Genomic DNA, 20,866 nt, shown 5'->3' with positions numbered 1-20,866 from the left:
CTATGTCCCGCTATTGGATGAAGATGTGGATCATTGTACTCGTTACTTCTTTGTTGACAGGCTGTTGGGATCGGCATGAGCTCAACAAGCTGGGTCTGGCGATTGCGGTGGGGCTGGATTGGGAGGAGGATCATTGGAAATTATCCTATCAGGTGCTCGTGCCCTCTGTTATTGGAGGGGGGATGAGCCCAGGGGCTGCATCTGGAGGAGCAGCAGTCCATGTGATTAGCACCCAAGGAAAGACCGTCCGCGAGGCATCTATGAAAACTTCACTAGAGAATACCCGACGTTTATATTTTGCGCATACAGATGTCATGATTATTGGAGAAGAGGCAGCTAGACACGGGATTCATGAGTTTCTTGACTTGCTATTTCGAATGAATGCTTCTCGTGAATCTGTGATTGTGGCCCTTACTGACGGTAAAGCATCTGACCTGATAAGGAAGCTAGTATTACCTGAAAAGTATCCTGGCATTGCACTAACTGAGCTCATCAGGCAGACGTCTACGGTCAATTCTGATTATCCAACTGTGAGGGTGTATCAGCTCGCGCAGAAAATCACTTCAGAATCACACGCGGCCGGCGTGCCAGTGATTATGGCTGGACAGCAAGCTGACCCCGTGCTTGAGTCTGAGGAGGAATCCAAGAAGACTTCTACTCCTGGAGCTCCAAAAATCGTCAAACTTGGCGTCTTCCAGCGAGATCGCCTGATTGGATGGCTGAGTCGTGAGGAGAGCCAAGGTCTGGCTTGGCTTACGAATCAATTCAAGATGGGGACCATTAGTATTCCAGTGTCTACCCGTGCGGGAGGGTACTCCAGCTTTCGCATACTTCGATCAAAGAGCAGGATTAAGCCGATCCCGGTTGGTGATCATTTCAAGATGCAGGTTATGGTTGAGCTGAAGGGTGAACTATTGGAGTATGGAGGCCATTTGGACCTGAAGAGCCCAGATAGTCTCAGACCCATTGAGCGTGAAGTAGAGAAGAAGGTAGCCTATATGATATCCAAGAGTTGGGAGGGCAGTCGGAGGCTGAAGGCTGATCTGCCAGGATTCGCTGATGAAATTCATCGGCATTACCCCAAGAAATGGAGACAACTGAGCGATCATTGGGACAACGAACTGGCTGCTCTGGACCTTGACGTTCAGGTTAAGGCGAAGATGAAGCGACCGGGTCTGCTGAATAAATCCTTTGAACAGCTATTGCCTCACTAGTAAAGGACGGTATGAGAAAGGAGGAAGGCTCGTGAAAAGAGAGCAGGTGCAGACGTCGCAGATTGTCAGTACATTTATTGTGTTCCAAATGGGTGGACTCGCCATTTATTTCTTCGGAGGCTCAGCCAAGCAGGACGCTTGGCTATCTATGCTTCTGGGTGCATGTATTGGGCTGGTACTGCTCATGCTGCACTTTGCGATGCATCGCAGAGAACCGAATAAGAATCTATTCGAGTTGTTCCAGCACTATATGGGCAAGGGATTAGGCTCTATCATTGCCATTATGTTCTGCATATATTTTGCCTATGAATCCTCGCGCAGCCTGCGAGATATTGGAGAAATTACAGTCTATATGCTGCTTAATCAGACACCTATTGTCATTCCCATGCTAATGATTTTGGGGATCGGATATACGGCAGCTCGTTACGGGCCACGCGTCTACTTGCTCGGAACTCAAGTGCTGCTACCAGTGCTGCTTATTAGCTATGTCATCCTGCTTATTATGATTTTCGGTACAGGCTTGGTGAATTTTGAGTATATGCTACCTGTGCTGGAGCATGGAATACAGCCTGCCTGGGACGCAGCCATACCACAGATGCTATCCTTCCCGTTTGCTCAAACCATCCTGTTCATGGTGTATTTTCCTATGGTAAAGAAGGGCGGCAGCCTGCGTAAATCGATGCTAATCAGCTACGGTACCGTATCGCTCGCCATGCTGGTCATCAATCAGATCAATTTGCTTGTGCTTGGTCCGGTATTGGCTCCTACAGTTGTATTTCCACTGCTAAAGGTGGTGCAATTGATTGAATTGGCTGAGGTATTTGAGCGAATGGACGTTTTATTTATTCTCGCCGCCTTTCTGGGGCTGGGGACAAGAATGTCCACCTTTCTGATTGCGGCAATCATCGGTTTCTCAGATACAACACGTACAAGCTATAAGAAATGGATCCTCCCTGTGTGTATAGCTGTATTTACCATGTCGATGCTGCCCGCAAACTTTACTGAATTTTATCATGCAGGCATTATTGTGGGGGATATGGTATATCCGTTATTCCAAATTCTACTTCCTATCCTGCTCTTCATCGTGATGCTGCTCCGCCGCAATACACGCTCATCCACTTCAGAAGATCGCAAACGCCTGTCCCCTTAAGAATCTGTATCGACTCACCATAGTTGCTTGCTGACCATTTCATGAAATCAAATTTCATGAATTCGGAAGGATGGAGGCTTTCCGTGTAAGGGACTGCCAACTTCTCTGTAAGCCATTCAGCATCGGTAAAGTTTATAGTATCATGAGTGCCATACCTACTGAAGCAGGAGGGATGAGCATGTTGAATATAGCTTTTATCGGATTCGGAAATGCCGTTGTGAATTACCATCTTCCTTATGTGGAGCACCGTGAGGATATCCGTGTGAAGTCGATCTTTCGCAGAGAAGAGGATCGGATCGGGGATACCGAACGGGAGAGCTATTATCCAGCTATTCACTTTACGACGGACCTGATGGAAGTTCTAATGGATGATGAGATCGACGTGATCGTAGTATGTACTCATGTGGATAGTCATGTGGAGTATGCCAGATTGGCCTTGGAGCATGACAAGCATGTGCTTGTGGAGAAGCCATTTGCTTCAGATGCAGCGCAAGCACAGGAGATTTTCGAGCTGGCCCGGTCCCGCAAGCTTATAGCCATGGCTAACCAGAATCGTAGATATGATGGAGATTTTCTTACATTGAAGAAAGTGCTGGAGAGTGGAAAGCTGGGCAATATCGTGGAGATTCAATCCCATTACGACTATTTCTGGCCCAACTCTATAGGGCATGGTTTTGGGCTCCTGCATGGTCTGGCGGTTCATACGATTGATCAGTTAATCTCATTATATGGCCCTGCGGATCGTATTGATTATGATGTGCGAAGTCTCGTGGCTCCGGGGCAGGCAGACGACTATGTGGATATTGATTTCAGATATGGACGGATGAAGGCCACGATCAAATCCAGCTTGCTCGTCAAGATCGATCATCCGAAGTTCGTGGTGCATGGTGACAGGGGAAGCTTCGTGAAGTACAGTAGCGGTCATCAGGCCAAAGGCCACACTGGGCCAACACTTGTATCCTTCGAGCAGGAGTCAGAGGACAATTGGGGCAAGCTGTCCTATGTGGATGAGGACGGTATAGAGCATAACGAGCACGTGCCTTCTGAGGTCACAGACTACGGCCTGCTGTACGAGGGATTAAAGCAAGCGATTCGTCATGGAGCCGAGAAGCCAGTGAAGGATGAAGAAGTGCTGTATGTGCTGAAGGTACTGGCAGATGGAGTAGAAGTGGCACGACAGGCACAGTAAGTTCTGCAAGTTCTGCACAGTAAGCTGATACCAGGTATTCCTAAATGGCCTCATTACTGCTAGGGGCAATATGGGCTGGTATTCAGAAATAACAATAATAAATAATATCATATAACAACGTATTAATACGTCATAGTGAGGGGATCACTTACGAATTGGGGGATATGGTATGAAAATTGGAACTATTGGCACAGGCTCAATTGTAGATGGCTTTTTGTCAGCAGCAAGTCAATTGCAGCAGGTGAGCTGCACGGCCATGTATTCAAGAAAGCGCGAGACAGCGGAGCCCTTGGCTCAAAAGTATGGTGTCGCCACAATCTATACGGATCTAGAGGGACTGCTGACAGACACGGCTGTGGAGGTCGTGTACATTGCTTCCCCCAACAGCCTGCATTATGAATATGCGCGGAGGGCGCTGGAGCACGACAAGCATGTGATCTGTGAGAAGCCATTTACATCCACGGCACGCGAAGCAAAGGTATTGATGGAATTGGCTATGAGTAAGAAGCTGATGCTATTCGAAGCGATATCCCTGATCCACCTTCCCAATTATCATGTGATAAGAGAATACTTGCCTAAGCTGGGTCCTATTCGCTTTATTCAATGTAATTACAGCCAGTATTCGCGCAAATACAATCAACTGCTGGTAGGAGAGACACCGAATGTGTTTAATCCTGAATTTTCGGGAGGAGCACTGATGGATATTAACATCTACAACATTCATTTTGTGATGAATCTGTTCGGTAGTCCGGACAGCGTAGCCTACACTGCGAATAAGCACGCGAACGGCATCGACACCTCAGGGGTGGCCGTACTGCAGTATCCCGATTTTATCGCGGAATGTGTAGGGTCCAAGGATACGGCAGGTATGAACTTTGTCTTGATTCAAGGGGAAAAGGGATATTTGCATGTGGTCGAAGGTCCGAACGGTTGCCGGAGCTTCTGGGTGAAGTTGGGAGAAGAGGCCGAGGAGGTCAATGTTCAGACGCAAGCTAATCGGCTATATTACGAGCTGAAGTCCTTCTACGATATGATTGCAGGTCAGGACCTGGAGCGATGCTATGAACTACTGAAATATAGCTACTCTGTCATGCAGGTATTGGACCGGGCGCGACAGCATGCCGGAATCGTCTTTCAGGCAGACCAATCCCAGCCTTGAGTTCTGCTGCTATTTTTCAATAGAAATTACTATTGCTATCAATTCACTCTCTATGTCTGGTCATACCGGGGACAGGGTTCCTCTAATATGAGCAATAAGCCAAGGAAAGCAGCAGTGGCTGCCAACTCCTTGGCTTATTCATCGTTGTCCAAGAGACATACGTACAGGAGGTCAAAAATGTACATGATGGAGATCATGGAGGATGGCTTGGACAAGCGGAAGTCGCCACGATAGTTCGGTAGCAGCAGTACGGCATCGCATTGCTTTGCAAGTGTAGAGCTGGCATGGGAGGTAATTGCAACGGTCTTACCTTGTCTATGCTTCAACTGTCTGGCAGCTTCGAGCATCGCTGGAGTTTCTCCAGTTTTGGAAATGATGAGCGACAAGGGGAGTGCCTCCAGATTCAGCTGGCGAATATAGTGGACATTAACCGTGTTGTAGGCCATCGACGATTTTCCGAGTTCATTCCACTTGCTGCTGGCCTGCTGCCCTAGATAATAATTTGAGTCACTTCCGTAGATATCAATGCGCCTGCATTCCTGTAGCCAGCGATATACCTTCAAGAGCTCACTGTGGCTCAGCAGTCGCCGGGTCTGCTCTACCGCTTGCTGATACAGATACGGGACTTTGTCCATGGCGAGGATAGTCGGGTCAGCCGCCTTCGTGTTCATTCCGTCCTCATATACAGAAATATTCTGCGGCGAATGTGGGTATTGTAGCGCGAGTTGAAGCTGGAAATCCGGGTAGCCCTTGGTACCAAGCTTCTTGCAGAAGCGCACAATGGTCGAAGAGCTCGTGTAGGTCTGCTGTGCCAGCTCCTGAGCCGTCGAGGTAAAAACAGCCTCCGGATTACTCAGTACATAGGCCGCAATATGCTGTTCCTGGATAGTCAAGTTCTCCGCGTACTTCAGCTGTTGGATGAGCATGTCTGAATCCTTTCTGTTCTTACATCCTGTATCTAATTCTATATTACCTTGAAGCCTTCTATAGCTCAACATGCTGTGTCTGAGATCCGGGGCTTGGGATGGACAGTGGATGAAAAAAATCGACAAATTTCGCAAACTCTCTTCATAGTGCAGCAGGAATAACCGATGATTCTAACGATGGTGCAAATATGAAGAATAGAAGAGGGTGAAGTATCCGATGAACAAAAAGTTTCAATGGAATACGTTAAGAGTCAAACTGACAGCATTTGTGATGGTAGCCGTGTTGATCCCAAGTCTGTTGGTGGGATTCTTCTCATACAATAGCTCCAAGACGCAGCTGCAGGTCAAGCTGAATGAGTCAGCAGTTTCTCAGATGCAGCTTCTGGATGCCGCATTAAATCAGCTAGTAGAGATGGAGATAGCCAATGTTAACGGACTAGCCCAGCAGCTTAGCTCGGAGCAATTGGATGTGAACGATCCTGAGGCGCGCAGAATCATTGATAATTTCGTGACCAGTCACCCGGAGATCGAAATTCTGGTCATCGGTAACGACCAAGGGGCATGGATGAAGTCCCCTGACCCAGGCCAGCAGGATTATGATCCACGCACCCGCTCATGGTATAAGACCATGATGGTAGACCCTACACAAGCTGCCGTAGCTGACCCCATCATATCGGCGACTTCAGGTAACTATAATCTGAATATTACAAGAGCCTTCCCAGATGGCAAAGGGGGCGTAACGCTCGCGATCAGCTTTGGCAAAATTAATGACATCATCAGTGGGCTACATGTCGGCTCAGAGGGTTATGCGTTTATTCTGGACAAGACCAATAAAATTATGGCTCACCCTACAATGACCCCCGGGGATCAGGTAGAGGGCAGTCAATACGACTATATTCAGCAGAACGATTCCGGCACGCTAGATTTTGCGCTGGATACAGGTGAACAGGTTCAGACGAACTTCATGACGAACAAGTATACCGGATTGAAGATTGTAACCGCACTTAAAATCAATGAGTATAGTGCGGCTTCAGAGCCAATTCTGTATACGATGTGGATAGTGCTCGGTGTCTCTGTTATTGTGATGTTGGCCATCCTCATCATCGTGATTCGCGGGATAACGCGTCCAATCGAGCAGATGGTGGTATCTACGAAGCGGGTAAGTGAAGGGTATCTGAACGAGCAAATCAATACGCGGCGCAAGGATGAAGTCGGGCAGCTGGCCTCTAACTATAATGCAATGATCATTTCCTTACAGAGGGTCATTCAAGAACTGGCCAATACGTCCTCGCATCTGGTCGCATCCAGTGAAGAGATGAATGCAACGACAGAGCAGAATTCCAAGGCAGTAGAGCATGTCACCGAGCTTGTTGTGAAGTCGGCAGACGGTGCAGAGGTCCAGGCGAATGTCTCAAGAGAAAGCGCGAGAGCAATGGAGGAAGTGTCAGCTGGCATTACGCGCATTGCAGACACCTCGAATACGATTTTTGCATCGACAGAGAAGACAGTACAGACGATTCAGCTAGGAAGTGGGAAGGTATCAGAAATGAAGGCACAGATGGAGGCTATACAAACCTCTGTTCGAGAGTCAGCTTCCATGATCGAGCAACTGAACCAGCATAGCAGCGACGTCATTGAGATGAGCAAGGGCATTGCGGATATAGCGAAGCAGACGAACCTGTTATCGCTCAATGCCTCCATCGAAGCAGCCAGAGCAGGGGAGCAGGGCAAGGGCTTTGCAGTGGTCGCCAATGAGGTTAGCAAGCTCGCGGATCAATCCAAGGGGACTGCCGACCAGATTCAGCTCGTCATAACACAAATGATTGATATGATTCGTAATGTAGCACATATGATGGAGGGGCAGGTGATCTCCGATGTCACACATGGTCTGCAGGTGACTCAGGAGACAACAGAAGCCTTCGCTGATATCCAGGCCGCGACGGAGCAGATCGTAGATCAGCTTGAAGATGTATCGTCTGTAACTCAGCAGATCTCTGCCAGCGCTGAGGAGGTATCCGCATCCGTACAGGAGGTAGCCGACATCGCTCAAGCCAATATGGAATCCTTCCAAGGAGTCACGGCTGCTTCCGAACAACAGCTTGCTTCTATAGAAGATATTCATGCTGCTGCCAATACCTTGTCCAAAATGGCAGAGAACATGCAGCAGGTCGTAGAGCGCTTCAAGCTGTAAGAGGATAACCGATCCTTAGGTCTGAATCTGGGTACATGCACAATATGGAAAGCCCGCCTATATAATATGTTAAAAAAGGAGCTCTCCAGCATGTATTCTACCTTGCCTTTCATGCATTACATGAATTCCTTCCAGGTGTACCGTCATGATCTGTGGACCCCGTCCATGGTGGAATTGAACAGAACGCTTCGTGCATTATGGGAGCAGCATATCTATTGGACACGTTTGACAGTGAATAGTATTGTGGGCAGTCTGCCTGATCAGCAGGCAACGACGGCCAGGCTGCTGCAGAACCCGGAAGATTTTGCAGCGGTGCTGAAGCCGCTCTATGGTCCAGCCATAGCAGGGGAATTTGCACGCTTGCTACGCGAGCATCTCACGATTGCCGCAGAGCTAGTGCAGAAGCTCAAGTCGAACCAGATCAAGGAGGCGGAAGATGCCCAGAGGCGGTGGTACGCCAATGCGGATGCTATTGCATCGTTTCTAGGCAAAATTAATCCCTATTGGTCTGAGGAGGAGTGGAGGCATATGATGTATGAGCATCTGCGTCTACTCACAGCGGAGGTAGCCGCCCGTATTGCAGGGAAATATGAGGAGAATGTTGCCACCAATAAGCTGATTGAGCCGCAAGCGCTAGAGATGGCCGACGTAATGACAAGAGGAATTGTGCAGCAATTCCCTGCAAGCTTTCAGGGTTAAATGAGATGCCAATGAATTCACTGAATAACATCAAGATGCCTTGCCCTCTATCGGGTAATGGCATCTTTTTGTGTGAGGCTATGCCATTGGAGGATTCTATCAGGACAGAATGAAAATATTATAATTTCTTAGTTTATAGGTGAAGAGCTATTTTTCTATATGTTTAATGTAATTTAATGTTTAGACCTAATTATTTACAAATGATACGATGATATAAGATTTATAGTTTTTTTACAATCATGGGAATTGACTAGCTAAGGAGCGTGTTTTGTTGTGAAGAAGAAAAGTTTTGCCTTGTTACTGTCTGGTTTTGCACTAGGTGTAACGGCATCATTCGGTGGTTCGGCCTATGCTGCGGTCAAGCAGTATGTACTTACTGAATTCAACAGTCCGGTTGTTGTGAACGGAACCCTGTATAAGGACCAAACGAATCCTATCCTGAACTACAATGGAAAAACGTATATCCCGTTGTCTAAAATCGGTGATCTCACAGGCGTACCCTATAGATGGAATGCTGATAAAAAACAGGTTGAGATCGGGAATGCGACTTCTGGCTCTGCTTCCAATTCCGCTTCCAGCTCCGATGTAGACATTTACACCATTGATGATGGTCGAATTCGAAATACAGATGCCATGATTGCCGAGGAGCAGGCTATTAAGGATTTTAATAAGAATAACCAGGTCCTTGTGGAGAGTGAATCGGGTGTCTATCCGTCCAACGGGATCAAAGTCTTCAGAGCTTATGACAAAAGTGGAAAGCTGATCAAGGAGTATACTGATTCGGATGATTCAAACCTGATTATTGCCGAGACCATGCCAGGAAGTACTATCCCACCTAAAATCTCTGAAGGCTGGCTTGCCAGCGAGTTGTTGGAGGATGCTTATGATTATGATGTGATCGTGGAAGGTAACGATCTGATCGTCAAGACAGGCCCGTTTGTAGCCAATACAAAAGAATTCGCACGTCTTACCCTCGACGAGAGCATCATTAATGGTACCAGTGGCAAGGCAACGGTGAATGGAATTGGCGTTACTAAGTATAAGAACAGCTACTATTTCAATATCAATAGCCTCAAGCAAGCTGGGCTGATCTGATTTGTTTTGTTTACCGAAGTAGGGTCTTTTGCTCCCAGAAGTGATTATGGAGTGAAGGGCCTTTTTCCAGTATTCTCATCTGCATATTCCATCACTCAAGCAGAGAAGCTAAACGAGTCTAAAAATAAAGGAGTGATATGTATGGGAATACTAAGTGGCAACCCTAAGGATGAACCAATGCATTACGGAGAAGTCTATGGAGTATGGCAGACATCCATGATGGCCAAAGGAGCACTCTCTTGTTATCAGGCGTACCTGAATCATGCAGGCGATAAGGATCTGAGAAAGACGTTAGAGGCTCTGATCGACCAAGCCAAGCTGGAGATTAAAGAGTGTGACACGCTGCTGACGGATAATGGAATTGCCCCATCCCCGGCTCTGCCAGAGAGACCTGCTGTTAAATTAGAGGATATCCCTGCAGGAGCCCGATTTACAGACCCAGAGATTGCAGCCAAGATCGCCGTAGACACAGCGGCAAGCCTGGCAGCATGTAGCTCCATGATGGGTCAATGCATTAGAGAGGATATAGGGGCACTATATGCCAAATACCATGTGACGATGGCCGCATTGGGTGTGCGCATTCTTCAATTAACGAAAGAAAAAGGCTGGCTGATTCCTCCTCCACTTCAAGTGAAGAGACTCGAAGCTGTGGAAGTGTAACTGTAGCGCTAACTGGATATACCTTGCATGCCAAAGAGCAGGTGGCTGAGTTCCATCTGTTCTCTTTTCTTATATTTATTTCATGTGAATTGTTGCTTCACCTGGAAGGGGATCAAATTACTAGCCTTATAAAGTACATACAGATGAATCTTTTTCGTTGCTTTAACTCACAATGACTTATAAGCGTTGTTGTGCACACATCCTGATGGGTAAGGAAAATAGCGAAGTGTGAAGTGATGAGAATAGAGGTGCTCAAGGTGAATTTCTATGAAGTATGGGAAGAATTCTGGAAGTCATGCGTTGTCATTATCGGTGCCATGCTGCTTCTGAGAATCGCGGGCCGTAAATCCATCTCGCAAATGACTATTCCCACCACAGTAATCATGATCTCCATTGGTACCGTCATCGTACAGCCGATTGCAGATAAGAGTATCTGGTTGGCTCTGGTAGCAGCGGTTACATTCATTGTTATTTTGCTACTGATGGAATATTTGGAGCTGAAATGGAATTGGTTCGAGATTTTGATGCGCGGCCGCGCAGTGACAGTCATTCGCGAGGGACGGCTGCAGGAGCATGAACTGAAGAAGCTACGGATGACAGTGGACCAGCTGGAGATGAAGCTACGGCAGACAGGAATTGCTCGTTTTGAGGATATAAAGACGCTGACGGTGGAGACCAATGGTCTGATCGGCTACGAATATATGCCCGAAGCACAGCCTGTAACGTTCGGACAAGTCAAGGCTCTAATGGAGCAATACTGGGGGAACGGACAGCAGGGACAGTTGCAAACACAGTCAGAAGCACAGTCCCAGCAACAAGGACAGCCACAGCAGCCAAAGACGGAACAGGCTCCAGCCTCCTCCGTCAAATCTGATTTATTCAAGGAGTTGAGCCAAGGTGAGGCCCATCACGAGAATAAAACCCTGAATTAACCAAGCCAGGAATGAGGCAGGCATTGAGGACAAGCTCATAATATTGTATGATGTAGCTTGAGTTTGCAGTCAGCTTCAAGGTTAACAGTGAGTCACGAGATGATTGTGTGTATTGAATCTTGTCTGATTGCAGGGCATCTTAGCTTGAGGTACAGAATTCTATAGTAAAGTGAGCCGTGAACATGCATCCAAATGAACAACAATACAGCATGCCGCCAGAATGGGCGCCGCATGAGCGTACTTTTATATCCTGGCCTGTGCAATCCTCCATGGTCTATCCTGACACCCATGCTTCCGTGTGTGAGGGCTACGCAGAGATTATCCGAGCGATGGCCGAATTCGAGCCTGTCACCGTAGTGGTGAATGCTGCTGATCTGGAGCAAGTGCGTGCACTCCAGCTTGGTGACAATGTAGAGCTGCTACCAATTGAGCATAACGACGCCTGGTTGCGTGACAACGGTCCGACCTTCATCCAGGATGCAAATGGACGTCTGGCAGGCGTGAACTGGAAGTTCAATGCCTGGGGCGAGAAATACAAGCCTTGGGATCTGGACGATCATGTGGCGCCACAGATTTTGCAGCATCTGGGAGTTACCCAGTTTGATGCTCCGCTAGTCATGGAAGGAGGCTCTCTTCACGTGGATGGAGAAGGCACGCTCCTGACGACAGAGGAATGTCTTCTGAATCCGAATCGTAATCCACAGATGAGTAGAGCTGACATTGAAGAGCAGCTGTACCGTTACACAGGAGTGGAGAAGGTCATCTGGCTGAAGCGTGGATTATCTGGTGATGAGACGGATGGTCATGTCGATAATATTGCTTGTTTTGCTGCGCCGGGCAAGGTCATCATTCAGGTGTGCAATGATCCAGAGGATGAGAACTATGAGATCAGCCGTGAAAATCTGGAGATTCTGCGTAACACAACCGATGCTCGTGGGCGCAAGCTGGAGATTATCGAAATTCAGCAGCCACCGAGAAGAGATTATGAAGATAGCCGATTAACCCTAAGCTATATTAATTTTTATTTTGTCAATGACGGCATCATTCTACCGGTATTCGGCGAGACGGCGGCAGAGACGGATCGACTTGCGGAGCAGGTGCTGAGCAAGACGTTCCCGAATCGTCGTATCCGCACAGTAGACGGCATGGCCGTTATTCGTGAAGGCGGAAATGTACATTGCACCACACAGCAGATGCCTGCCTCAATCCAAGGCTAGTAACTTGGCCGAATCTAATTTCAGGTGTAACGTGTAAAGCCAGTCGACAGGGCTCCCCGTTTGTAGCGGCTCTACGCTCACATTTGACTGGTCAAGGTACGGGACCCTAGATGAATTGTCTAAAAGGAGGATGAACATGAGAGAAGTGAAGGTTGCAGCTACCCAAATGAGCTGTTCAACGAATATAGATGAGAATATTAGCAAGGCAGAGACTCTTGTGCGCCAGGCGGCAGCGGATGGAGCGCAAATTATTTTGCTGCAGGAGCTGTTCGAGACGCCTTACTTCTGTCAGAAGGAGAAGGCTGATTACTATGTATACGCGACGGAGCTCGAGCACAACAAGGCCGTGAATCATTTCAAGGCGATCGCCAAGGAATTGCAGGTCGTATTACCGATCAGCTTCTATGAGAAGAAGAACTATGCACGCTACAATTCTCTCGCCGTCATTGATGCGGACGGAGAAGTACTGGGCAAGTATCGGAAGAGTCATATCCCGGACGGCCCTGGCTATGAGGAGAAGTTCTACTTCAATCCAGGCGATACCGGCTTCAAGGTGTGGAATACACGCTATGCGAAGATCGGTGTAGGCGTATGCTGGGATCAATGGTACCCGGAAGCGGCCAGATGCATGGCGCTCATGGGAGCAGAGCTGCTCTTCTACCCTACGGCGATCGGCTCGGAGCCGCAGGATGGAGACATTGATTCCAAGGATCACTGGCAGATGTGCATGCGTGGACATGCAGCCTCCAACCTAATTCCTGTCATTGCTTCCAACCGGATTGGACTGGAGGAGGATGAGGATTCCAGCATTACATTCTATGGCTCCTCGTTCATTGCAGGTCCGCAAGGGAATATGATTCAAGAGGCTGGACGTACAGAGCAATCCGTGCTGACAGCTACTTTTGATCTGGATGCATTGGAAAATGCACGTATAGAGTGGGGAATCTTCCGCGATCGTCGTCCTGAGCTATACAAGGCTATCGCAACGTATGATGGGGAAATCAAGCTGTAAGCTCGGATCAATCCTTTCTCCCATTAGTATGGCTGCACAATTAGAAGTACTGCAAATCTTACAAAATACTGTAATAAAATGAGACTGTTGACTACCAGTGATGGTAAGCATCAGTCTTTTTCTATTTTAACAAAACTACCCAATATTAACAGAGGAATAACAGTCGCATGATGCTCACATGACACATGATCTCTACACTGATGAAGGTAACAGGAACAATTTACCGTTTTAAGTCATTGCAGAAGGGATGAATTTATGAGTGAGCTTCACGAGTCGATGAATTTTCCGGTTCGCAAAAGAACCAAGGCGCGACAGAGCATGAATCGACCAGCCTCGCTACGGGTACAAATGCTTCGTGAGCAGGCATTGGCTTATGTATTCTTGGCCCCGTCGATGCTGCTATTCTCCATCTTCATGTTCTACCCGATGCTGAAATCCGTCTATTTGAGTCTTCACTCGACCTCGCCCACCGGGCAGGTAGCCGCATTCGTGGGACTGGATAACTTTGTGACGTTGCTTCGCTCGGGACTCTTCTTTCAGGGTATTCAGGTCACCGTTCTATTCGCCCTGCTCACAGTGCCAGTTGGCATTTTGCTAGCCTTGGTACTGGCGGCGTTGACCCACACAAAGCTCAGGGGAATGCGTATCTTCCAATTCAGCTTTGCCTTGCCTATGGTGCTGTCAGTAGGCTCCTCAGCGGTCATCTGGAAATTCCTCTTTCATCCGACTCTGGGTATGCTGAATTATTGGCTCAGCCTGGTAGGGATTGAACCGATTCCGTGGCTGACAAGCCCGGACTGGGCCTTGTTCTCGATTGCCATGATGACCATCTGGATGAATCTGGGCTTCAATTATATTGTCCTGTCCAGTGGACTTCAAGGGATACCGGAGGAGCTTTACGAGAGTGCTAAAATCGATGGAGCAGGGGCGATGGTCACGTTCTGGCGTATCTCGTTACCGTTGCTGTCCCCGACGATCTTTTTCGTGGTTGTCGTATCCATCATCGGAGCGTTCCAATCCTTCGCTCAGATCAATATTCTGACGAAGGGTGGGCCTATGAACAGCACGAATGTCTTCGTCTATTCAATCTATCAGGAAGCCTTCGTGAACTTTCGCTTCGGAACGGGCAGTGCTCAGGCACTCGTACTGTTCAGTGTCATCTTCCTGTTGACGCTCATTCAGTTCAAATGGGTAGAGAAGAAGGTGCATTATCAATGAAGCGCTCTTTGCAGACATCGCTGATCTATGTTGTATTGACGATCCTGGCTCTACTCGTGCTATACCCGGTAATTTATACATTTTTTATGTCCGTCATGTCACCGCAGGATGCGAGTGCTTATCCGCCACGTCTTGTCCCGACATCCTTTCATCTGGTGAACTTCGTTGAAGTGTTCGGGATTGTGCCGATTGGCAGATTCATTGCCAATACGTTCTTGGTATCCGGGATCACCATGGTCGGTCAGTTGATTACCGCCAGTCTCGCAGCTTATGCGTTTGCCAAAATGGAATTCAAGGGCAAAAATCTCATGTTCAGCCTGTTCGTGGCTACCATGATGATCCCCTGGGAGGTCACGATGATTCCGAATTATCTGACCATTCGCAGCTGGAACTGGCTCGATACATATCAGGGACTTACGATTCCTTTTCTCGCTACAGCCTTTGGGACTTTTTTGCTTCGCCAATTCTTCATGCAGCTGCCCAAGGAGCTCTATGAGGCGGCACGCATGGACGGATGTGGTCATATTCGTTATTTCCTGTTCCATGTGCTGCCGCTATCTCGCCCGGCACTTGGCACACTTGCAGTCTATTCTTTTCTGGATATGTACAATGCGTATTTGTGGCCTTTGCTCGTTACGAACACACCACAGATGCGCACCGTACAGATTGGCATATCCATGCTGGAATTTCAGGAAGCCACCTCGTGGAATCTCGTGTTTGCAGGAACTGCCCTCGTTATTCTGCCGTCGCTGCTCCTGTTAATCCTTGGGCTGAAGCAGCTGGTACGCGGGATGGCAGCAGGGGCTCTGAAGGGATAAATCAGTATCACATGATCTCATTTACCATAATCTCTTTCACATGATCTTATTACTATAATCCCATTCAGGTTAATCCAAATCCATATTCATTCAATCCATATACATTCAAATCAAAGGAGCGATTCCATGTTCACGCGTAAGAAATCCATTCCACTCATGCTTATCTGTCTTAGTATGCTGCTCGTTCTTTCAGCCTGTAGTGGAGGTACAGCGGCGGAGAATGCCCAAAATCCTGCGAGTGATGGCGGTACTGGAGGTCCTGTTAAGGTAACCTGGTGGCACTCGATGTCCGGAAATGGTGAGAAGGCCATTCAACAAATCGCGGATAAGTTCAACAGCTCACAAAGCGACATTCAGGTTGAAGCGATCTATCAAGGGAAGTATGATGACAGCCTGAACAAGCTCAAGGCCTCCATGGGCTCGGATAGTGGACCGGATCTGATTCAGGTCTATGAGATCGGGAGTAAATTCATGATTGATTCCAAAGCCATCACCCCGGTACAGCAATTCATTGATAAGGATCAATTTGACCTGTCTAAGCTGGAGCCGAACATCACTCGTTATTACACGATAGACGGCAAGCTGAATGCGATGCCATTCAATACATCCAATCCAATTCTGTACTATAACAAGGATGCCTTTAAGGCTGCGGGCTTGGACCCAGAGAAGCCACCAGTGACCTTTGAAGACTTCGAGCAAGCAGCCACAGCTCTGAATGCGAACGGACAGACAGGAGCTTCCATTGCGATTTATGGATGGTTCCTGGAGCAATTTTTTGCTAATCAAAATGCAGAGTATGTGAACAATGGCAATGGTCGGGACGCTGCTGCCACTGAATCTCTGATTAACAGCGAAGCCGGCGTGAAAACCTTGACGTGGTGGAAGGGCATGCTGGATAAGAAGATCATTTCGAATCTTGGACGGAATACCGACGACACGAACAGTGCATTTGCCGCAGGTCAGATTGCGATGACACTGGATTCGACAGCAGGCCTGCGATCCATCGTGGAGAAGGTTGGAGACAAGTTTGAGGTAGGTACAGCATTCTTGCCGCGCCCGTCCAGCGCTACTGAGGGTGGAGTTGTCGTAGGTGGAGCCAGTCTCTATATTATGAACAACAAGTCTGAGGAGCAGCAGCAAGCGGCTTGGGAATTCATTAAATTCGTCGCATCCCCTGAGGTTCAGGCGGAATGGAGTGTGAATACGGGCTACTTCCCAATAACAACAGCTGCTTACGAGCAGCAGGTATTGAAGGATAACATGGAGAAATACCCACAATTCAAGACAGCGGTCGATCAACTGCACGCTTCTGCCGCGACGAAGGCAACACAAGGGGCTGTCATGGGCGTATTCCCGGAGGCTCGACAGATTGCGGAAGGTGCCATCGAGTCGGTGTTAAATGGACAACAGGAGCCGAAGGCGGCCCTGGATCAGGCAGCACAGCAAATTACGGAGAAGATTGCGCAATATAATCAGACCGTGCAATAAGCATGCAGATTAAAATAATCTGCGAAAGTGTAGAGCTACTTTCCGCTAACCATGCTCTCTGTAGATCATTTAAAATCACAATCAATTTCAGTCAAGGTACTAGATTCGTAGAATTGAATAGCTACAGCTGAAGAGGCTAATATGCTCTCCTCAGAGTGGATAGGTGAAGTTACATTTACCAACACACTTGAGGGGAGCATTTTTATTGTCCATGTTGCTTGGAGCTGTTCCTAAGGTTATTGAACGGATTGTTTGAACGGTTATTCTAAATTCATGCTATTGGAAATTTTAGTATTGAAGTTAGGGCACCGACATGATTATAATAACTTCAGTGGATTTTTTGTACTGGATGGTCAGTTCAAAAAAAGGAGGAAGCATGAAAAATCAAACGAAGGAGCTCATCTTCAATGGTGCACTGAGGGCCTTTTCCGAACGTGGCTATAACGAGACCAATATGGAAGAGATCGCACGGGCATGCAGCATTGCCAAAGGCACGTTGTACTATAATTTCAAGAATAAGCAGGAGCTGTATATCTTTATTCTCAAGACAGGTATGGACCGATTCGTGGAGCAAATGAAGCAGGGCATGGATCTGATTCCAACGGAGAATGTCATGGAGCGGGTGGAGCAGCTCTTTGAGCTTCATTTCAAATTCATGAGGGAGGAACAGGATTTTTGCCGATTGCTTGTCAGTAAGGGCTGGGTCGTCAATGAGCATCATTTTGATATTCGCCAGGTGCTAGATAGCTACTTCACCTACATGGAGAACGAGATTGATTCTGCCAAGCAGCTTGGGTTCATTGCACAGGAGCTAGACACCAAGACGATTACCAATTGTGTCTTCGGGATCTACATCTTCATGCCGATGAGCGTCGTTATTGGGGGAGACGGTGTTCCCGACCCGCAGATTCGCAGAACGGTAAGAACATTTATTTACAATGCATTGGGGCTGAAGGCTCCGCAATTATAATCAATTCATGGAGTGGATTAGAGATGACTATAAAAAAATATACAATCTATGCAGGTCTTATCCTTATCATTGCACTAGGCTTCTATGCACTGTTCGCCTTCCAGGGGACACAGACAACTGCCGGGCAGTCCGATTTCTCCGGTACGTCAGGATCTGTAGAATCTGACATCATCAATGCGAGCTTCAAGACAAGTGGTCGCATCTCCGAATTGCTAGTGAATGAAGGGGATAAGGTTACTAAAGGCCAAGTTATCGCCCGGATCGAAAATAAGGAGCTGGAGGACAAAGTGAAGCAGGCTGAAGCAGCCCTGCAAGCAGCCAAAGCCAATGTCTCCAAGGCTAAAGCAGGCGTAAGCCAAGCCAAAGCAACGGTAGGCGCAGCTGAAGCCAAGAAGAGTCAAGGCAATACTGCAGTAGGTGTGACGTCCCAAACTGTTGAGAGCCAGATTGCCCAGGCCAAAGCAGCATCAGCAGCCGCCAAGGCGAAGCTGGATGCACTCAAGACGGGAGCGCGGCCACAAGAGATTCAACAGGCGCAGCTGAACCAGCAGATTGCCAAGTCTGCATATGAATTGGCGACTACGCAGCTACAGCGTATCCGTGATCTGAAGGATGCAGGTGCAGCTACGCAGGCTCAATTGGATCAAGCTACATTGGACCATTCACAGGCAAAAACCAAGTATGAGGTTGCCAGCCAGCAACTGGACCTGATTCAGCAGGGCAGCAGAAGTGAAGAAATTGCAGCTGCAGAAGCTCAATATCAGCAAGCCCTTGCTGCCGTGAAGGAAGCCCAGGCCGGAGCAGGGCAGGTGACGTTGAAGCAGGAGGATGTCAAGGCGGCTCAAGCCTCTGTAGAGCAGGCTCAATCTGCAGTGAAGCAGGCGCAATCCACTGTGGAGGGTGCTGAGTCCCAAGTAGCACAAGCCGAAGCAGCGTTGCAGGAAGTACAGACGTATGTAGGATATTCTGAATTACTCGCACCGGCTGACGGAGTTATTCGCTCCAAGACGTTGAACCTGGGAGAGCTGGCTAGTGCAGGCTTCGCTGTATATACCATTGAGACAACCGGGGAGCGCTGGGCGAAATTCTATGTGCCAGAGACACAGTTGAACGGTCTTCATGTAGGAGATGAGGTACAAGTGAGCCTGCTATCGGATCAATCTGTGGTCAAAGGAAAGGTTGCGGTGATGGATGCAGCAGCAGACTTCGCAACACAAAGACCGAGTCAGAACTCCGGTGATACGGATGTGCGTTCCTTTGGAATCAAAGTACTGCTGACGGATCTGCCAGATACCGTACCGACAGGCTCTACCGTATTCCTGCAGCAAGGGGCACATTAATATGGAAGACAAACTGACAATCAGGGGCGTTCTTGCCCAGGAGTTCCGACTGCTGATTGCAGATCGAAGATTGCTGTTAATCTTGCTGGCTACGCCTATCCTTTATACGATATTATTTGGCTTCTTATACATGAATCAACGAATTACAGAAATGCCTGTGACGGTGTATGACGGCGATCAATCGCAGCTTAGCAGACAGATTGTTCAGGCGTTCGATGCGACAGATACGTTTGCCGTGAATCGGCAGGTCTTTAATGAAGACGAAGTCGTCAGACAGGTGGAGTCCGGTGAGGCTAAGGTAGGCATTATCATACCTGATAATTTTGCGAATCGGATCAAGCATGGAGAGAACATACCAGTCATGACACTTATTGATGGTAGTAATATGATGTATTCCAATAGTGCAAGCCGGATTGCGAATCAGGTCATCAGTAGCATTAGTGCAGGAGTATCCACCAAATCGCTGGAAATGAAGGGGATGAACCCGGATCAGGCTGCATCGACGTTTAGTGCGATTCCGTTCCGTTCGCGGGTGCTCTTCAATCCGACCTATGATTATCAGCTCTTCATGCCTATCGGTGTACTTGGCGCAGCCTTGCAGCAGTGCTTGCTGCTTGGAATTGCCCTGTCCTGCACCGGGGAGAAGGAGCGAGGAACATGGGCACGCTTCGGTGCCTGGCGCCATACGCCTTGGCGGCTGGCCATCGCCAAGCTGACTCCGTATTTCCTGGCTGGAGCGATCAACACGGTGACTGTATTCGGCATTAGTGCGTTAGGATTCGGGATTCCGTTCAACAGCCAGCTGTTACCATTCGTATTGGTATCACTAGCGTTCAACTTCGCACTCTGCGGGCTTGGCTTCCTGTTCAGTCTTATATCGACGACGAAGGTCAATGCTACACAGGTGCTGATGCTCATTGCAGTTCCTTCCTTTATGCTATCGGGATATACTTGGCCAATTGAAGCGATGCCTGGATTTATTCAGGGGATTAGCCATGCGCTTCCGCTGACGTATTATCTGGAGGCTGTGCGCAATCTGACTCTGAAGGGCTTGGGGATGGACTACGTCCTGAAGGATGTGCTGGCATTAGGACTGATAGGGTGCATTACCTTGCTCGTATCATTCGTGATCTACCCGTTGTGGTTCAGACAGAAACAGACTGCTGAGCAAGGTTCGGTGATTCTTGCGGATGATAACGCGGTTCGCGGCCAAGCCAGTCAGGGCTGGAGTAGATAATATAATAAAGGTCGAGGGAGGCTCTAAACTGTACCCTATAAGATGGACACTTTAAAAAAGGTCATCTTGTAGGGTGTTTTTTGTGTCAATCAATTAAAACGAGCGGTGGTCGAATCGAATGTCTAAAAAATTATTTTCCACTCAAGAACAAACGCAATTAAGAACAAATCCCTATGTGAAAAATGTCAGTGCCAAAGCCATTACATATACGGATGCGTTTAAAGAACGATTTATTCAAGAATACAATCAAGGTAAGTTTCCAAGTGAGATTTTTCAGGGGGCCGGCTTTGACTTGGACGTTTTGGGTACAACCAGAATTATGAGAGCTTCAAATCGTTGGCGTACGGCGTA

General features: G+C 48.1%; 19 protein-coding genes. 18 read left to right on the top strand and 1 reads right to left on the bottom strand.

The genetic code is table 11. The features are described 5' to 3' along the window. Nucleotides 1–2: 2 nt before the first annotated feature. The 4 genes from K331_RS0115905 to K331_RS0115890 all read left to right on the top strand — a co-directional run bounded on the left by K331_RS0115905 (nucleotide 3) and on the right by K331_RS0115890 (nucleotide 4,712). Nucleotides 3–1,214, top strand: coding sequence for a Ger(x)C family spore germination protein (locus K331_RS0115905; RefSeq protein ID WP_028591056.1), 1,212 nt, complete (start codon nucleotides 3–5; stop codon nucleotides 1,212–1,214). A 31-nt stretch (nucleotides 1,215–1,245) separates the two neighbouring features. After that, nucleotides 1,246–2,364 (top strand): GerAB/ArcD/ProY family transporter, encoded by a 1,119-nt coding sequence (locus tag K331_RS0115900; RefSeq protein ID WP_028591055.1) that lies wholly within the window; start codon nucleotides 1,246–1,248, stop codon nucleotides 2,362–2,364. Between the two features lie 178 nt (nucleotides 2,365–2,542). Then, a complete protein-coding gene (locus K331_RS0115895; protein WP_028591054.1) occupies nucleotides 2,543–3,553 on the top strand; it encodes a Gfo/Idh/MocA family oxidoreductase in 1,011 nt (336 codons plus the stop codon). A 169-nt stretch (nucleotides 3,554–3,722) separates the two neighbouring features. Next, a complete protein-coding gene (locus tag K331_RS0115890; RefSeq protein WP_028591053.1) occupies nucleotides 3,723–4,712 on the top strand; it encodes a Gfo/Idh/MocA family protein in 990 nt (329 codons plus the stop codon). Between the two features lie 134 nt (nucleotides 4,713–4,846). Here K331_RS0115890 and K331_RS0115885 read toward each other — a convergent pair whose 3' ends face one another. Continuing rightward, nucleotides 4,847–5,638: a MurR/RpiR family transcriptional regulator gene (locus tag K331_RS0115885; RefSeq protein WP_028591052.1), complete on the bottom strand. Its 792-nt coding sequence runs from the start codon at nucleotides 5,636–5,638 to the stop codon at nucleotides 4,847–4,849. 217 nt (nucleotides 5,639–5,855) lie between these two features. On the opposite strand from K331_RS0115885, the gene K331_RS0115880 reads away from it, so the two are divergent. From K331_RS0115880 to K331_RS0115815, 14 genes are all read left to right on the top strand, one after another. Then, a complete protein-coding gene (locus tag K331_RS0115880) occupies nucleotides 5,856–7,829 on the top strand; it encodes a methyl-accepting chemotaxis protein (RefSeq protein WP_028591051.1) in 1,974 nt (657 codons plus the stop codon). 90 nt (nucleotides 7,830–7,919) lie between these two features. After that, entirely contained in the window at nucleotides 7,920–8,528 is a 609-nt protein-coding gene (locus K331_RS0115875; protein WP_084165490.1) for an acetylglutamate kinase, read from the top strand. 273 nt (nucleotides 8,529–8,801) lie between these two features. Then, on the top strand, nucleotides 8,802–9,623 hold the full coding sequence (locus K331_RS0115870) for a hypothetical protein (RefSeq protein WP_028591049.1): 822 nt from the start codon (nucleotides 8,802–8,804) through the stop codon (nucleotides 9,621–9,623). Nucleotides 9,624–9,764: 141 nt separating this feature from the next. Next, a complete protein-coding gene (locus tag K331_RS0115865) occupies nucleotides 9,765–10,283 on the top strand; it encodes a DUF3231 family protein (protein ID WP_028591048.1) in 519 nt (172 codons plus the stop codon). Nucleotides 10,284–10,540: 257 nt separating this feature from the next. Next, nucleotides 10,541–11,215, top strand: coding sequence for a DUF421 domain-containing protein (locus K331_RS0115860; protein ID WP_028591047.1), 675 nt, complete (start codon nucleotides 10,541–10,543; stop codon nucleotides 11,213–11,215). A gap of 182 nt (nucleotides 11,216–11,397) precedes the next feature. Then, nucleotides 11,398–12,432: an agmatine deiminase family protein gene (locus tag K331_RS0115855; protein ID WP_028591046.1), complete on the top strand. Its 1,035-nt coding sequence runs from the start codon at nucleotides 11,398–11,400 to the stop codon at nucleotides 12,430–12,432. A gap of 136 nt (nucleotides 12,433–12,568) precedes the next feature. Beyond that, nucleotides 12,569–13,444 carry an N-carbamoylputrescine amidase gene (aguB, locus tag K331_RS0115850; protein ID WP_018886650.1) on the top strand — a complete coding sequence of 292 codons (876 nt, stop codon included), beginning with the start codon at nucleotides 12,569–12,571 and terminating at the stop codon, nucleotides 13,442–13,444. A gap of 276 nt (nucleotides 13,445–13,720) precedes the next feature. Next, complete coding sequence (locus K331_RS0115845; protein ID WP_404821498.1) at nucleotides 13,721–14,662, top strand: carbohydrate ABC transporter permease; 942 nt, start codon at nucleotides 13,721–13,723, stop codon at nucleotides 14,660–14,662. Continuing rightward, the gene (locus tag K331_RS0115840) at nucleotides 14,659–15,480 is read left to right on the top strand and encodes a carbohydrate ABC transporter permease (protein ID WP_018886648.1); all 822 of its coding nucleotides are present in this window, start codon (nucleotides 14,659–14,661) and stop codon (nucleotides 15,478–15,480) included. Before K331_RS0115845 ends, K331_RS0115840 begins: the two co-directional genes overlap by 4 nt. Nucleotides 15,481–15,606: 126 nt before the next feature. Beyond that, entirely contained in the window at nucleotides 15,607–16,968 is a 1,362-nt protein-coding gene (locus K331_RS0115835; RefSeq protein ID WP_028591045.1) for an ABC transporter substrate-binding protein, read from the top strand. A 376-nt stretch (nucleotides 16,969–17,344) separates the two neighbouring features. Next, nucleotides 17,345–17,938 (top strand): TetR/AcrR family transcriptional regulator, encoded by a 594-nt coding sequence (locus K331_RS0115830; protein WP_018886646.1) that lies wholly within the window; start codon nucleotides 17,345–17,347, stop codon nucleotides 17,936–17,938. Between the two features lie 23 nt (nucleotides 17,939–17,961). Next, complete coding sequence (locus K331_RS0115825) at nucleotides 17,962–19,278, top strand: HlyD family secretion protein (RefSeq protein WP_028591044.1); 1,317 nt, start codon at nucleotides 17,962–17,964, stop codon at nucleotides 19,276–19,278. Between the two features lies 1 nt (nucleotide 19,279). After that, nucleotides 19,280–20,515, top strand: coding sequence for an ABC transporter permease (locus K331_RS0115820; RefSeq protein ID WP_028591043.1), 1,236 nt, complete (start codon nucleotides 19,280–19,282; stop codon nucleotides 20,513–20,515). 118 nt (nucleotides 20,516–20,633) lie between these two features. Then, a partial coding sequence (locus K331_RS0115815) for an HTH domain-containing protein (protein ID WP_028589682.1) occupies nucleotides 20,634–20,866 on the top strand: 233 nt, incomplete at its 3' end.

The sequence above is a fragment of the Paenibacillus massiliensis subsp. panacisoli DSM 21345 genome, from assembly GCF_000426545.1.
Lineage (GTDB): Bacteria > Bacillota > Bacilli > Paenibacillales > Paenibacillaceae > Paenibacillus > Paenibacillus panacisoli.
This window is presented reverse-complemented; position numbering and strand designations above follow the sequence as displayed.